Here is a 13,525-nt window from a genome sequence, read left to right as displayed (position 1 = left end):
GCTGAAACAAAAAAATCTCCGTACCGCATGATTCGCGCGGTACGGAGATTTTTTGTCTCTTCAAAGGCTGATCATCCCAGCCTCGCTAGCCCAACCAAGTACGCAGGGTCTGCAGGCAATCGCGGATGGCCTGCTGCGGCACATGCTCATCATCGCTGTGCGCCAGCAGCGCATCGCCCGGGCCGAAGTTCACGGCAGAGATGCCCAGGGCGGAGAAGCGGGAAACATCGGTCCATCCGTACTTCGGCTTCGGTTCCTGGCCCAGTACCTTGATCAGGTCTGCGGCGATCTCCTGGTCCAAACCGGGTTTGGCGCCATCAGCGCCATCGGTGCGTTCAATGTCGAAGCCGTCGAAAAGCTCAAGGACCACGGCTTCAGCTTGGGCCAGTGTCTTGTCCGGAGCGAAGCGGTAGTTCACTTCCACCTCGCAGTAATCGGGAATCACGTTGCCGGCAATGCCGCCGGCAACACGGACCGCGTTCATGCCTTCACGGTAGTCCAAGCCCTCAACGGTGATGGTCCGGGGCTGGTAGGCAGCCAAGCGCTGCAGGATCTCCCCCGCATCGTGGATCGCGTTATGCCCCATCCATGCACGTCCCGAGTGGGCTGCCTTGCCGCGGGTGCGGATGACGAAGCGGCTGGTTCCGTTGCAGCCGCCTTCGACGGTGCCGTCGGTCGGTTCCAGCAGGATCGCGAAGTCGGCCTCCAAGAGTTCCGGGCTGTTCTTGGCCAGGCGGCCCAGACCGGATTTGGCTGCTTCTACTTCCTCGTGGTCGTAGAAGACGTAGGTGATATCGTATTTGGCCTCGGTCAGTTCTGCAGCCAGCGCAAGCTGCACGGCGACCCCGCCTTTCATGTCCGTGGCACCACGGCCATAGAGCACCCCGTCGATGACTTCTGCGGGCACGGTGCCCTTGGCGCCCTCGGTGCGCGGCAAAGGCACGGTATCGAGGTGCCCGGCCAGCACGACGCGGCGTTCGCGGCCGAAGTTGGTGCGCGCTACGATGGCGTCCTGGTCCCGGTGCACATCAAGGTGCGCCTGCTTCCGCAGCGCCTGGTGCACCTTGTCGGCCAGCTCTTGCTCGTTGCCGGAAACGGATTCAATGTTCATGATCTGCTCGGTAAGCAGGGCAACGTCTTGCTGCAGGTCCAATTCGTTCACGGCTGGCTACGTCCTGAGTCTCTAGCTTCACTTTTTTGTCATTTATCAACGTTACTCCGGGCAACAAAGATACGATCAGTGTATGACTTCAGAATCTGTGACATCCAGCGAATCATCTGTCCGTTTAGCCTCAGCCCATGGCCTGGCAACGGTCGCATCCGATGGAACGATCCTTGATGTTTGGTACCCGGCTCCAGTCTTGGGCGAACTCGCCAAGGCTGAAGGGCTCTCCGGTGAACTCGCTGCCGCCGCGCAGGACGATGCAGCCCGCGGCACCACCCAGAAGGTCGTTTCACTGACCATTAATCTTGATGTAGCACCAGCTGACACCGCCGATGTGTGGCTGCGCCTGCACCTGCTCTCGCACCGTCTGGTCCAGCCGAACAGCATCAACCTCGACGGCATCTTCGGCCACCTCGCCAATGTCGTGTGGACCAACTTCGGGCCTTGCCAGGTAGAGGGCTTCGAGGTGACGCGCTTGAAGCTGCGCGCCCGTGGAGCGGTCACCGTGTACGGCGTGGACAAGTTCCCGCGCATGGTCGACTACGTGGTCCCAGCCGGCGTACGCATTGCCGACGCTGGCCGCGTGCGCCTCGGCGCACACCTGGCCGAAGGCACCACCGTCATGCATGAAGGATTCGTCAATTTCAACGCCGGCACCTTGGGCACTTCGATGGTGGAAGGCCGCGTGTCCGCTTCGGTCGTTGTCGGCGATGGTTCGGATGTCGGTGGCGGCGCCTCGATCATGGGCACCCTCTCCGGTGGCGGCAAGGAGCGCATTGTCATTGGCGAACGCGTACTGCTGGGCGCCAACGCCGGTGTAGGCATTTCCATCGGTGACGACTCGGTAGTGGAAGCTGGCCTGTACGTGACTGCCGGCACCCGAGTGGTTCTGGGCGAGAAGCAGGTCAAGGCGCTGGAGCTTTCCGGCGTGCCGAACCTGCTCTTCCGCCGCAATTCGATCACCGGCGCCGTTGAGGCGTTGCCGCGCGCCGGCCAGACCGTAGAGCTGAACAGCGCACTGCACGCCAACTAGTTCTTGCCCTGCAATCCAACTGGCAGATCACGGAAGTGATCTGCCAGTTTTTTATTGCTCGGCTATCCGCCGGGGAAGATGATGGTCACCATCGGCTGGATGAAGCCGTGGAAGGCCTTGGAGTCGCGTAGCAGCGACGTACTGGCAACGATGGTAGCCGTGCCGGTCAGCCATGCCCTGGGCTCGTCCAGGGGCACGTCAATGAGCTGGATTTCCTGGCGGGTGGATTGCATGCCGTGCTCCACCCCGTGGTCGATGAGGATTCTTTCCAGCTCATCCATGCGGTGCGGCACGTACTTGCCACTGTTTTCTGCAAAGTCCTGGGCATGCTGCTGGGCAAAAACCGTGGCCTGGCCGTAGTGCGCGCGGGCCAGCCGGGCCAGGGCCGGGTAGCCGTCGTCTTGAAGCCGTTCAATCAGTGCATCGCTGGCCGCCGGCTCCTTGGCCGGCGCTATTGCGGTCAGCGAATCCCACCAGGAGCTCCATTCCTGCTTGAGCTGTCCATGCGAGTCGTCGATCTTGTTGCGGTTCTTGATATTGGAAGCCAGCCGGCTATTGGGTCCGGCCTCCGCGGGGTGGACGCCTGACAGTTCGCGCAGGTACAACGCCATCAGCATATTCTGATTGGTATTTATGGCTAGCGACCAATTATTTCCACGACGTTGGTACATGCATACCACCTGACTCTTCGGCACACTTGTCGTTCCCTCTGCCTCATAGGATACTCCCGAAGTACCGCTTAAAACAGGGAAGGACCTGTCGCCCCACTTGTGTGGGAAGACAGGTCCTGCCGCCGGGATCCGGAAACTCGCCCTAGGCCTGGTAGCCGGGATAGTCGCGAGCGGTTTCACCCATGTACAGCTGGCGTGGGCGGCCGATCTTCAGCTCTGGGTCCTTGATCATTTCGCGCCACTGTGCGATCCAGCCTGGCAGACGGCCGATGGCGAACAGCACGGTGAACATCTTCTCCGGGAAGCCCATTGCGGTGTAGATCAAGCCGGTGTAGAAGTCCACGTTCGGGTAGAGCTTGCGCGAGATGAAGTACTCATCATTCAGCGCAGTCTCTTCCAGCTTCATCGCGATCTCAAGCAGCTCGTTCTTGCCCTGCTTTGCCAGCAGGTCGTGAGCGGTCTTCTTGATGATCTTGGCGCGTGGATCGTAGTTCTTGTACACACGGTGGCCGAAGCCCATCAGGCGTACGCCGTCTTCCTTGTTCTTGACCTTCTGCATGAAGTCTTCTGGGGAGATGCCGGAGGACTGGATCTCGCGCAGCATCTTCAGCACGGCTTCGTTGGCGCCGCCGTGGGCTGGGCCGGACAGTGCATGGATACCTGCAGAAACCGAAGCGAACATGTTGGCTTCGGAGGAACCGACCAGGCGCACGGTGGAGGTGGAGCAGTTCTGCTCGTGGTCAGCGTGCAGGATCAGCAGCAAGTCGAGGGCCTTGACCACATCCGGATCCGCAAGGTAAGGCTCGGCAGCGGTGCCGAAGCACAGGCGCAGGAAGTTCTCGACCATGTTCATCGAGTTGTCCGGGTACAGCAATGCCTGGCCGATGGACTTCTTGTGCGCGTACGCAGCCAATACCGGCAGCTTTGCCAGCAGGCGCAGGGTCGAACGCTCAACCTGTGCGTCATCCTTCGGATCCAGCGAATCCTGGTACCAGGTCGACAGGGCCGAAACAGCCGAGGACAAGACCGGCATCGGGTGCGCGTCGCGCGGGAAGCCGCCGAAGAAGCCCTTGAGCTCTTCGTGCAGCAGGGTATGGCGGCGCAGCGAATTGTCGAACTCGGCCAGCTGATCAGCAGTCGGCAGTTCGCCGTAGATCAGCAGGTAGGTTACCTCGATGAAGCTGGACTTCTCGGCCAGCTGCTCGATTGGGTAACCGCGGTAGCGCAGGATGCCCGCGTCGCCGTCGATGTAGGTAATCGCGGACTTGGTAGCCGCGGTGTTCATGAAGCCGGGATCGTAGGTCACGTTCCCGGTAGTCTTCAAAAGTGGGGCTACGCCAAATCCGTCATTGCCCTCTGCTGCCTGAATTACTGGCAGCTCGAGGTTGGATTCTCCAAAGTGTAGCTGTGCAGATGTGGTATCTGTCATTGCATCTCCTAACCGGAAAGCGTGTAGTTCCGAAAGGTCAGTCGTCACCGTAGAACATACCGCGATTTGACCCATTCAAGCTAATTAGGGTGTCATCTTCACCGGTTGGCGGAAGAATTCAACCGTTCAACGGCAGCCGCGATCCGCTCATCGGAGGCGGTCAAGGCCACGCGTACATGGCGTTCCCCCGCGGTGCCGTAGAAGACGCCAGGACCGGCAACGATGCCCAGTTCCGCCAGCGCCCCGATGGTTTCGAAGCTTGGCCGCCCAGCGGTGCACCACAGGTACAGTCCTGCCACCGAATCATCGATGGCCAAGCCGAAGTTCTCCAGCGCTGGCCGCAGCATGGCCCGGCGTGCCCGGTACAGCTCGCGCTGCGCCGCAACATGCTCGTCGTCATTCAATGCCACCACCATGGCGTGCTGGATTGGACCGGGCACGATCATGCCCGCATGCTTTCGACTGTTGACCAGAGTTGGCATCAGGTTCGGGGCGCCGGCAACGAAAGCGGCGCGGTATCCGGCGAGGTTCGACTGCTTGGACAGCGAGTACAGGGCGAACAGGTCATCGAGGTTTCCTCCGTTGACCGCCGGGTCCAGGATGCTTGGCACCTGGCCCTCGTATTCATCCCATCCCAGTTCGGCGTAGCACTCATCGGAGGCCACGACGGCACCCATCTCACGCGCCTGGGCCACGATGCTTGCCAGCTCGGCAGTAGCACGGACCTTGCCGGTCGGGTTGCCTGGCGAGTTGACCCAGATGAGCTTCACGCGTTCACGCTGCTCAGCAGTCAAATCCGAAAGGTCGTCGGTGGCGATGGGGGTCGCGCCAACCAGCTGGGCGCCGATGTCATAGGTGGGGTAGGCGATCTCTGGACGTACCACTATGTCGCCGGCACCCAGGCCCAGGAACAGCGGCAGCCATGCCACCATTTCCTTGGAACCGACCGTTGGCATGACATCATCGGTGCTCAAACCGGTGACATTGCGGCGACGGGCGAACCAGTCGACGATGGCCTCGCGAACTTCAATGGTGCCGTGCGTGGTCGGGTATCCGTGCGAGTTCGCCGCCTCGGCCAGCGCCTGCTGGATCAGTTGCGGCGTGCCATCGATCGGCGTGCCGATCGACAGGTCCACGACTCCCCCCGGATGCGTGGATGCTTGCTCGCGGTATGGGGCGAGCTGGTTCCAGGGGTAATCGGGGAGCTCAAGCATAAAAGTGAAAACCTAGCCTTGGTTCTGTGGTGGCAAGGCGCTGATCAGTGGGTGGTCAGTGCCGGTGTTACCAATTTTAGCGGCGCCGCCCGGGGATCCAAGTTCGTCGAAAAAGTCGACGTTTGCCTTGTAATAGTCGGCCCATTCATCCGGCACGTCATCTTCGTAGTAGATGGCTTCAACGGGGCAGACAGGTTCGCAGGCGCCGCAGTCAACGCATTCATCCGGGTGAATGTAGAGCGAGCGCTCACCTTCATAGATACAATCTACCGGGCACTCTTCGACGCACGCCTTGTCTTTAACGTCGACGCACGGCTGAGCGATGATGTAAGTCACGAGGGCCGAGACCTTTCCTTGCACTGGGTGGTTTCAACAGGAGCTAGTGGTTTCCTCAGATGCTCTTTGAATCCTTTACCAGCTCAAACTACAGTCTAGTCCTGATACCCATGCATCGGACCGCCCATTGGCTCGCTGTGACGTAATCGACCATTCACATTTCAGCTTCCCGGGGTCCAGATGAATTCTTCTTACGAAAAGATGACGCTTCCAAATGCTTAATTTCAGTGATGTGACGCCCGGTGAACGGCTTGTTGTCCGCTACCGCTTGGCCGACGGCCGGGCCGGTGAGCATTTTTCCGATGCACTGGGCGAGCTGCAGGAAGTGACGGAGGAATCGGTGAGCATCCAAACCCGGGCTGAACTGGTATGCATCCCCCGCGCGGCGATCACTCACGCCAAGCGGGTACCGCCGGCTCCGGCGCGCCGCAGGCCCCGTGCCCCTCGCACCGAGTAGCAGCCTGCAAGCCGTGCAATTTTCCTGCTTCCAGGTGTTGCTGCCGCGGGCACACCCATACCGCTTGGGACGACATGTGATTTGAAACTGCCAATCACTCAGCGCTTTTCGCGTATGCTGTTTCCATGCCCTCCGATAAACTTGTCCAATCGCGAGCACGAGCCCTCAGCTCCCCGCTGAGGCTTCGCATCTTGCGCTTGTGCCTGCATGAGTCACGAACGAACAAGGAAATTGCGGACATTCTCGATTTGAATCCCGCCACCTCCTTGCATCACGTGCGAACCCTGGTCAGCAACGGTTACCTCGCGGCAGAAGAATCACGCCGAGGCAACCGTGGCGCCAAAGAAGTGCCCTACCGCAGCACCAAGCAGTCCTGGGGCACGCGCATTCCCGACGCGGCCCCCATGCTGGTGGACACCTTCCTGCAGGAAATCGCGGGACTTGATCCCCAGGAGATACAGGTAATCCGCTTGGGCCTGAAGCTCAATGAAGAAAGCCAGAAGGATCTCATGAGCCGGCTGCGCGCTGTGATTGAGGACTACGCGATGCGAGATCCGGATCCAGATGGCGTTGCCACCTCGTTGTTCTTGGCCCACCACCTGGATATCACCGGCAATGCGCGCAAAGACCAGTAGCCTGCGTTTCGCCTAGTTAAACACAGAAGGAGCTCTTCCCGTTGGGAAGAGCTCCTTCTGTTTTCAGTTCTGGCGTTGTTGCTTGCGTAGCACTCGCAAGGAGCACAGCAGGGCAATCACCGATGGAATAACCATTCCATACATCCACAAGGCCGAGGCCAGCGTTGGCCCGGGCAGGTACTTGTAGTACTCCATGCCCAAGATCAGCTGGTCATCGCCCACATAGGAAATCAGGCCAACGGTCACATAGCAACCGATGAACCCCAGCGCACCGGCCCACAGCTTCGATGAAGAAACCGCAGCCCAGTACACCAGAACTCCGAGCAGGAGCCAGGCCAGACCCACACCCCAAACCAGCGGGATGTCGTTTCCGACATAGCTGATGGAGGCGTGGATTGCGGTCCCGAATAATCCTGCTGCCACGGCGGCAACAACACCGCGCCAGAGCGCGGAGAAGTTGCTGCCGAGGGATTTGCGCTTATTAGGAGCGAGCGCGTGCACGGGTAGCCTTGGCACGGTCGTTGGCGTTCAGCAGAACCTTGCGGATGCGGATGGCTTCCGGGGTAACCTCAACGCACTCGTCTTCGCGAGCGAATTCGAGCGACTCTTCCAGGGTCAAGTTACGTGGTGGGGTCAGGTTCTCGAACGAGTCCGAGGAAGCAGCACGCATGTTGGTGAGCTTCTTTTCCTTGGTGATGTTCACGTCCATGTCGTCGGCGCGGGAGTTCTCGCCGACGATCATGCCCTCGTAAACCTCTTCGGTTGGCTTCACGAAGAAGTTCATGCGCTCCTGCAGGTTGATCATCGCGAATGGAGTCACAACGCCTGAACGGTCGGCAACGATCGAACCGTTGATGCGGTATTCGATTGGGCCTGCCCATGGCTCGTAGCCTTCAGCCAGCGAGGCAGCAATGCCGGCGCCGCGGGTTTCGGTCATGAAGCGGGTACGGAAGCCGATCAGGCCACGTGCTGGAACCATGAATTCCATGCGAACCCAGCCGGTGCCGTGGTTAGCCATGTCGGTCATGCGGCCCTTGCGCGATGCCATCAGCTGGGTGATAGCACCCAGGTACTCTTCAGGTACGTCGATGGTCATGCGTTCCATTGGCTCGTGAACCTTGCCGTCAACCATCTTGGTAACAACCTGTGGCTTGCCAACGGTCAGCTCGAAGCCTTCACGGCGCATCTGCTCAACGAGGATGGCCAGTGCCAATTCGCCACGGCCCTGGACTTCCCAAGCATCTGGACGCTCGGTAGGCAGGATGTTCAGCGAAACGTTGCCGATCAGTTCCTTGTCCAGGCGATCCTTGACCTGTCGTGCGGTGACCTTGGCGCCCTTGACCTTGCCAGCCAGTGGCGAGGTGTTGATACCGATGGTCATCGAGATCGCAGGTGGATCAACGGTGATCAGTGGCAGCGGCTTAGGGTTCTCAAGGTCGGTGAGGGTCTCGCCGATCATGATGTCTTCGATACCGGCAACTGCAACGATCTCGCCTGGACCAGCTTCGTCAGCTGGAACGCGGGTCAGGCCCTGGGTGGCCAGCAGTTCGGTGATCTTGACCTGCTTCATGGTGCCATCCTGGCGGGCCCAGTTAACCTGCTGGCCCTTGCGCAAGGTGCCGTTGATCATGCGCAGCAGCGCCAGGCGGCCAAGGAATGGCGAAGCGTCAAGGTTGGTGACGTGGGCCTGCAGGACTTCACCTTCGGTGTAGGTCGGTGCAGGAACGTGCTTGATGATGGTCTCGAACAGTGGCTCAAGATCTTCGTTATCCGGCAAGGTGCCATCGCCAGGCTGGTTCATCGAAGCGTAGCCGGCCTTGCCCGAGGCGAAGACGACAGGAACGTTCAAGATTGCGTCCAGGTCCAGATCCGGAGCTTCGTCAGCCAAGTCCGAAGCCAAGCCCAGCAGCAGGTCCATGGAGTCGGAGATGACGCCATCGATGCGGGAGTCGGGACGGTCGGTCTTGTTGACCACGATGATCACTGGCAGGTTGGCGCTCAATGCCTTGCGCAGCACGAAGCGGGTCTGCGGGAGCGGGCCCTCGGATGCGTCAACGAGCAGAACCACGCCGTCAACCATGGACAGGCCGCGTTCCACCTCGCCACCGAAGTCGGCGTGGCCTGGGGTGTCAATGACGTTGATGGTCATCTTCTTGCCCTCGGCTGCTGGGCCGTTGTAGAACACGGTGGTGTTCTTAGCAAGAATGGTGATGCCCTTCTCGCGTTCCAGCTCACCTGAGTCCATCACGCGATCTTCGGTTTCACCATGGCTGTCGAATGCGCCAGTCTGCTGGAGCATGGCGTTGACGAGGGTGGTCTTGCCGTGGTCAACGTGCGCAACGATGGCTACATTGCGAAGTTCATCGCGAGTAATGGTGTTTGCTGACATGCGTGAAGGCTCACTTCCGCTCGAAAATTTGGGTCTGTGGAGTCGGGGCCAAAGTCGACCCAACAATCCAGTTTACGCGCTCGAGACTCATAGTCTGTTGATCTGTGTCAGAACATACAGGAATTTCATGTATCTGTCGCAAAGAATTCAGCGGATTAACCGCGTTGGCATCCAAAAACGCAGCTTGCTAGGCCCAAAGTTGACTTCAATTTCCGGGAGTTCAGCGTCAAGCAAGCCGCCGCATTTTTCTATGGTGGATTTTGAACCGATGTTATCGGAATCACAGGTAACCAGCGCATGTTCAATTCCTGATTCGCGAAGTTCCTGCAACCCGAATTTGCACAGTTCCTGTGCCGCACCACGGCGACGATACTCGGGAACTACACCATAGCCGATATGTCCGCCGACCTGAAACAGGCTCTCGTTGATTTCATATCTGACGGAAACCCGGCCAACCAGGTCCCCCTCGTCAAAGGCGGCGAACAGCGCCGAGCGAACCCAGCCTTCTGGAATGTGCTCGCCTCGGCGCCCGGCCTTCATCCGGTAGATATAGTCCTCCCAGTCCTCGGCTGCAGACCAAGTCGGCAAGAACTCGAAGTCTTCGCAAAGCATCAAGTGGTGGGCATCGATTGCCTGCTGTTCGTCCTGGCTTTCCAATTCACGGATCTCCAGCGTCTTTCCCAACGTCATAGCGCCAGTATGCCAGAGCGCCTCCACCTCCCACCGGTGAATTGCGCGCCAAAGATGCGCCTGAGCCCTAGTAGGCCACCTGCTGGCCCCGCACTTGCCTGGCCCATTCCACGGTTCCGCCGCTAAGGCTGTAGACCGCAATGCCTGCATCCCGACCGGACATGGTGATCCGCGCCGCCTGCTGCGAACGGGCACCGGTTTTGCACACGAATACGACCGCCGAAGCGCCGTGCGCGAGCTTTCCCAGTCCCCGTTCTTTGAGCTGCGCGAGCGGAAGGTGCTGGCTGTGCGGGATCGCTATGATGTCGCGTTCCCAGGATTCGCGCACATCCACCAGCAATACCGGTTCAACCGCTTCCAGCTCCGCTAGCTGCTGAACCGTGAGCTCCGGGACATGCCCTTCGGCAGCGCAGGAAACCGGCTGGTACTCCCCCAGCCCGGTCACCGGCTCACGTTGCGGATCCCTGGCGAATTCGAGGGTCCGCACACTGGCTTCCAGCGCATCATAGAGCCAGAGCTTGCCGCTCAGTGTGGTCCCGATTCCGGTAATGAGCTTCAGGGCTTCGGCGCACATCACCGAACCGATAACGCCGCACAGTGCGCCGAAGACTCCTCCTTCGGCGCAGCTGGGCACGGAGTCCGCGTCGGGGATTTCAGGAAAAAGATCACGCAGCATCGGGCCGGTGCGCGGATCGAAGACGGACACCTGCCCGGAGAACTGGACGAGGGTTCCCCACACCAGCGGGGTGCCGGTGATTTCCGCGGCATCATTGGACAGGTACCGCGTGGCAAAGTTGTCGCTGCCGTCGATGACCAAGTCGTATTCACTGAAAAGCGCCACGGCGTTGGATTCATCCAGCTTTTCATCCACGGTGATGATCTGGACGTTCCGGTTCTGCTCGTGGGCCATCCGCCGCACCGAATCCACTTTCAGGCGCCCTGCATCCTGTTGCCGGTGCATGGTTTGTCGTTGCAGATTGGACAGCTCGACGGTGTCATCGTCGATGACCCCGAGGGTGCCGATTCCCGCAGCGACCAGGTAGCTGGCAATGGGACTGCCCAGGCCCCCGGCTCCGATAACCAGCACCTTGGCGTTGGCGATGCGGCGTTGCCCTTCTTCTCCCACCCCGGGCAGGGACAAGTGCCGGGAGTAGCGCGCCAGCTCTTCCGGTTCCAGCTCCGCGCCGGGTGCTACCAGGGCTTCCCGGCTCACGAGAAGTCACCGACCAGGGTTTGCATCATGCCTTCGTCCGGCGAGGAGGCCAGTGCGGTATCGCGGCGCGGGATCCGGCCAGCGAGCCGCGCGGCGCGCCCGGCACGCACAGCATCCTTCATGGCCCTGGCCATGAGCGGCGCGTTGTGCGCCCGGGTCACCGCGCTGGCCAGCAGCACCGCGTCGCAACCGAGCTCCATGGCCAGGGCCGCATCCGAGGCGGTGCCCACCCCGGCGTCAAGGATCACCGGTACCTGCGCGCGCGAGACGATGGTGGAAATATTGTGCGGATTCAGGATCCCCAGGCCCGAGCCGATCGGTGCTCCGGCCGGCATGATTGCCGCAACCCCGGCGTCCTGCAGGCGCTGGGCAAGTGCCGGATCATCATTGGTGTAGGCGAAAACCTGGAACCCGTCGGCCACTAGTTGCTCGGTGGCCGCATGCAGTTCCAGCGGGTCCGGCAGCAGCGTGTGCTCATCGGCAATGACTTCGAGCTTGATCCAATTGGTTTCCAGAGCTTCACGGGCCAGGTGCGCGGTGAGGATCGCATCGCGGGCGGTGAAGCATCCAGCGGTGTTGGGCAGCGCAATCACGTTGTTGCGCTGCAGCAGTTCATACACGTTGCCTGCGCCGGCCGCCGAAAAGTGGCGGATGGCCACGGTGGTCAGCTCCGTTCCGGAGGCCTGCAGGGCGCTTTCCAGGGTGGTCAGCGAACTCGCTCCCCCGGTGCCGAGGATCAGGCGCGAGGACAAGGAGCGTCCGGCGATCTGGAATGGGTCGCTGTGGATGTCCAGCTCGGTGATGTTGCGCGTTTCCATGCCTAGCCTCCCTGGGCCGCGGTAACGAGTTCAATGCTGTGCCCTTCGGCCAGCAGGTAGCTATTCCAGGCGCTGCGTGGAACGACAGCGCCATTGACGGCGGCGGCAACTCCGAGCTTGCTGCCGTCAGCGGCCACCGAGTTGGCGTCCAGTTCCTTGCCGATTTGCGTGCTGATGAATTCGCGAAGGGTGGTTCCTTCGTCCAGGTTCAGTTGCCGTGAATTGAAATTGATGCCGATGCTTGTCATGGTTGCTGCTCCGTTCGGTGAGCGGTCTAGGTTGCGTTGGCAAAGCGGTGGGGATCCACAGCCTGGTGCAAGGGGTGGGATTGGTGGCCGTGGGCGAGATCCGCAGTGAGCGTTGCGCCCAGCGGAGCCAGCAGCACGCCGTGCCGGGAGTACCCGGTGCAGAGCAGCAGCCCTGGATCAAGGCGTCCCAGCAGCGGCCGGTCATCTGGCGTGGCGGGACGTGCCCGGGCCGTTGCCTCGTTCAGCGTGCAGTCGCTGATGCCGGGGACAAGCTTTCTCGCGTTGTCCAGCAGCAGGTGCATCGCGCCAATGTTCACCGCTTGTTGCCGGTCTTCACGGACGCTGGCGCCAAGGACGAGGCTACCGTCCCTTCTCGGCACCAGATACACCTGTTTCCGGTGCACGATGCCGCGGATGGTGCGGGTGATGAGCGGCGGGCCTGCTGGTCCTTGGATCCGGAGGATGTCCCCGTAGACCGGGCGCAGCGGAAGTTCGTTCAAGCCATCGAGGGTGCCAAGACCGGTGGCCACGATGGTCTGCTCCGCTTCGAGGATTCGGCCCGATGCGGTCCGCACAGCGGTGGTCCGCTTCCCGTCGGTCACCAGTGCCTGCGCCCGTTCCTCGACCAGGTGCGGACGCAGATGCTCCAACAGGATCTTGACGATGGATCGAGGGTCGACCTGGTGGTCATCTTGGCACAGGACCGCGCCAGCAATATTGGCGGCCAAGGCTGGTTCGAGCTTGCGGGCTTGGCTGGGCAGCAGCTTTTGCGCTGACAGGCCGAGGGATATCTGCAGTTCGGCCAGCTCGTGCAGGGCTTCGCGGTCCGCAGGCTCTGCGGCGACAACGAGCGTGGAGTTCTGCAAGTAGTCCGGGCGTTGCCCGGTGGCCGATGCGATGCGCTCGATGAACTGCGGATAGGCGGCATTCGAGGCGGCAAGCAGCTGGTGCAACGGGCCATTGCCCCAGACCGTTTCAGCTGCCGGGGCCAGCATTCCTGCTGCCGCGTAGCTTGCACCTTGGCCGGGTGCCGGATCGATGAGGGTGACGGTGTGTGCGCGTGATTCCAGCTCGAACGCGACGGCCAGGCCGATTATCCCGGCGCCAACAATGTTGACATGCACAAGGGCACGCTTCCTTCCTACGGCGGCATGACCCGCATCAGGTGTAGCGGTCGGCTCGGTGCCCTCTCAGCCTGGTCGATTCAGGCTCCCGCGGATTACAGCG

Annotated in this window: 15 protein-coding genes and 1 riboswitch; of the genes, 3 read left to right on the top strand and 12 right to left on the bottom strand. The window is 60.9% G+C overall.

Going from position 1 to position 13,525, the window contains the following annotated elements; translation table 11 throughout:
- Nucleotides 1-85 precede the first annotated feature (85 nt).
- The gene (gene dapE / locus EDF61_RS07535; RefSeq protein ID WP_105661518.1) at nucleotides 86-1,162 is read right to left on the bottom strand and encodes a succinyl-diaminopimelate desuccinylase; all 1,077 of its coding nucleotides are present in this window, start codon (nucleotides 1,160-1,162) and stop codon (nucleotides 86-88) included.
- A gap of 82 nt (nucleotides 1,163-1,244) precedes the next feature.
- Between dapE and dapD the strand changes: the two genes are divergently transcribed.
- The gene (gene dapD / locus EDF61_RS07530) at nucleotides 1,245-2,198 is read left to right on the top strand and encodes a 2,3,4,5-tetrahydropyridine-2,6-dicarboxylate N-succinyltransferase (protein ID WP_105657535.1); all 954 of its coding nucleotides are present in this window, start codon (nucleotides 1,245-1,247) and stop codon (nucleotides 2,196-2,198) included.
- 62 nt (nucleotides 2,199-2,260) lie between these two features.
- Here dapD and EDF61_RS07525 read toward each other — a convergent pair whose 3' ends face one another.
- The 4 genes from EDF61_RS07525 to fdxA form a co-directional block, all read right to left on the bottom strand.
- Nucleotides 2,261-2,809, bottom strand: coding sequence for a hypothetical protein (locus tag EDF61_RS07525; protein ID WP_133833694.1), 549 nt, complete (start codon nucleotides 2,807-2,809; stop codon nucleotides 2,261-2,263).
- Between the two features lie 202 nt (nucleotides 2,810-3,011).
- On the bottom strand, nucleotides 3,012-4,298 hold the full coding sequence (locus tag EDF61_RS07520) for a citrate synthase (protein WP_105657537.1): 1,287 nt from the start codon (nucleotides 4,296-4,298) through the stop codon (nucleotides 3,012-3,014).
- 98 nt (nucleotides 4,299-4,396) lie between these two features.
- Nucleotides 4,397-5,512 (bottom strand): succinyldiaminopimelate transaminase, encoded by a 1,116-nt coding sequence (gene dapC, locus EDF61_RS07515; protein ID WP_105661519.1) that lies wholly within the window; start codon nucleotides 5,510-5,512, stop codon nucleotides 4,397-4,399.
- 12 nt (nucleotides 5,513-5,524) lie between these two features.
- Complete coding sequence (gene fdxA, locus EDF61_RS07510; protein WP_013349521.1) at nucleotides 5,525-5,848, bottom strand: ferredoxin; 324 nt, start codon at nucleotides 5,846-5,848, stop codon at nucleotides 5,525-5,527.
- Nucleotides 5,849-6,062: 214 nt separating this feature from the next.
- Here fdxA and EDF61_RS07505 point away from each other — a divergent pair, with 214 nt between their 5' ends.
- Together EDF61_RS07505 and EDF61_RS07500 are read left to right on the top strand one after the other, a co-directional pair.
- Nucleotides 6,063-6,305 (top strand): putative acetyltransferase, encoded by a 243-nt coding sequence (locus EDF61_RS07505; protein WP_133833693.1) that lies wholly within the window; start codon nucleotides 6,063-6,065, stop codon nucleotides 6,303-6,305.
- Between the two features lie 125 nt (nucleotides 6,306-6,430).
- Nucleotides 6,431-6,940: a helix-turn-helix domain-containing protein gene (locus EDF61_RS07500; protein WP_133833692.1), complete on the top strand. Its 510-nt coding sequence runs from the start codon at nucleotides 6,431-6,433 to the stop codon at nucleotides 6,938-6,940.
- A 63-nt stretch (nucleotides 6,941-7,003) separates the two neighbouring features.
- Here the strand turns inward: EDF61_RS07500 and EDF61_RS07495 are convergent, their stop codons facing one another.
- The 7 genes from EDF61_RS07495 to thiO form a co-directional block, all read right to left on the bottom strand.
- The gene (locus tag EDF61_RS07495) at nucleotides 7,004-7,441 is read right to left on the bottom strand and encodes a hypothetical protein (protein WP_105657541.1); all 438 of its coding nucleotides are present in this window, start codon (nucleotides 7,439-7,441) and stop codon (nucleotides 7,004-7,006) included.
- The gene (typA, locus tag EDF61_RS07490) at nucleotides 7,422-9,329 is read right to left on the bottom strand and encodes a translational GTPase TypA (RefSeq protein WP_105657542.1); all 1,908 of its coding nucleotides are present in this window, start codon (nucleotides 9,327-9,329) and stop codon (nucleotides 7,422-7,424) included. Before typA ends, EDF61_RS07495 begins: the two co-directional genes overlap by 20 nt.
- Before the next feature lie 147 nt (nucleotides 9,330-9,476).
- Complete coding sequence (locus EDF61_RS07485; protein WP_166650726.1) at nucleotides 9,477-10,019, bottom strand: GNAT family N-acetyltransferase; 543 nt, start codon at nucleotides 10,017-10,019, stop codon at nucleotides 9,477-9,479.
- A 67-nt stretch (nucleotides 10,020-10,086) separates the two neighbouring features.
- Nucleotides 10,087-11,232 (bottom strand): molybdopterin-synthase adenylyltransferase MoeB, encoded by a 1,146-nt coding sequence (moeB, locus tag EDF61_RS07480; RefSeq protein ID WP_133833690.1) that lies wholly within the window; start codon nucleotides 11,230-11,232, stop codon nucleotides 10,087-10,089.
- A complete protein-coding gene (locus tag EDF61_RS07475; RefSeq protein WP_133833689.1) occupies nucleotides 11,229-12,050 on the bottom strand; it encodes a thiazole synthase in 822 nt (273 codons plus the stop codon). The genes moeB and EDF61_RS07475 overlap by 4 nt, the downstream gene beginning before the upstream one ends.
- 2 nt (nucleotides 12,051-12,052) lie before the next feature.
- Nucleotides 12,053-12,298 (bottom strand): sulfur carrier protein ThiS, encoded by a 246-nt coding sequence (gene thiS, locus EDF61_RS07470; protein WP_105657546.1) that lies wholly within the window; start codon nucleotides 12,296-12,298, stop codon nucleotides 12,053-12,055.
- 26 nt (nucleotides 12,299-12,324) lie between these two features.
- Nucleotides 12,325-13,422, bottom strand: a complete 1,098-nt coding sequence (gene thiO / locus EDF61_RS07465; RefSeq protein ID WP_133833688.1) for a glycine oxidase ThiO — start codon at nucleotides 13,420-13,422, stop codon at nucleotides 12,325-12,327.
- A riboswitch (TPP riboswitch) is annotated at nucleotides 13,420-13,524 on the bottom strand. It overlaps the preceding gene by 3 nt.
- Between the last annotated feature and the right edge of the window lies 1 nt (nucleotide 13,525).

The sequence above is a fragment of the Arthrobacter sp. JUb115 genome (assembly GCF_004365035.1).
GTDB lineage: Bacteria > Actinomycetota > Actinomycetes > Actinomycetales > Micrococcaceae > Glutamicibacter.
This window is presented reverse-complemented; position numbering and strand designations above follow the sequence as displayed.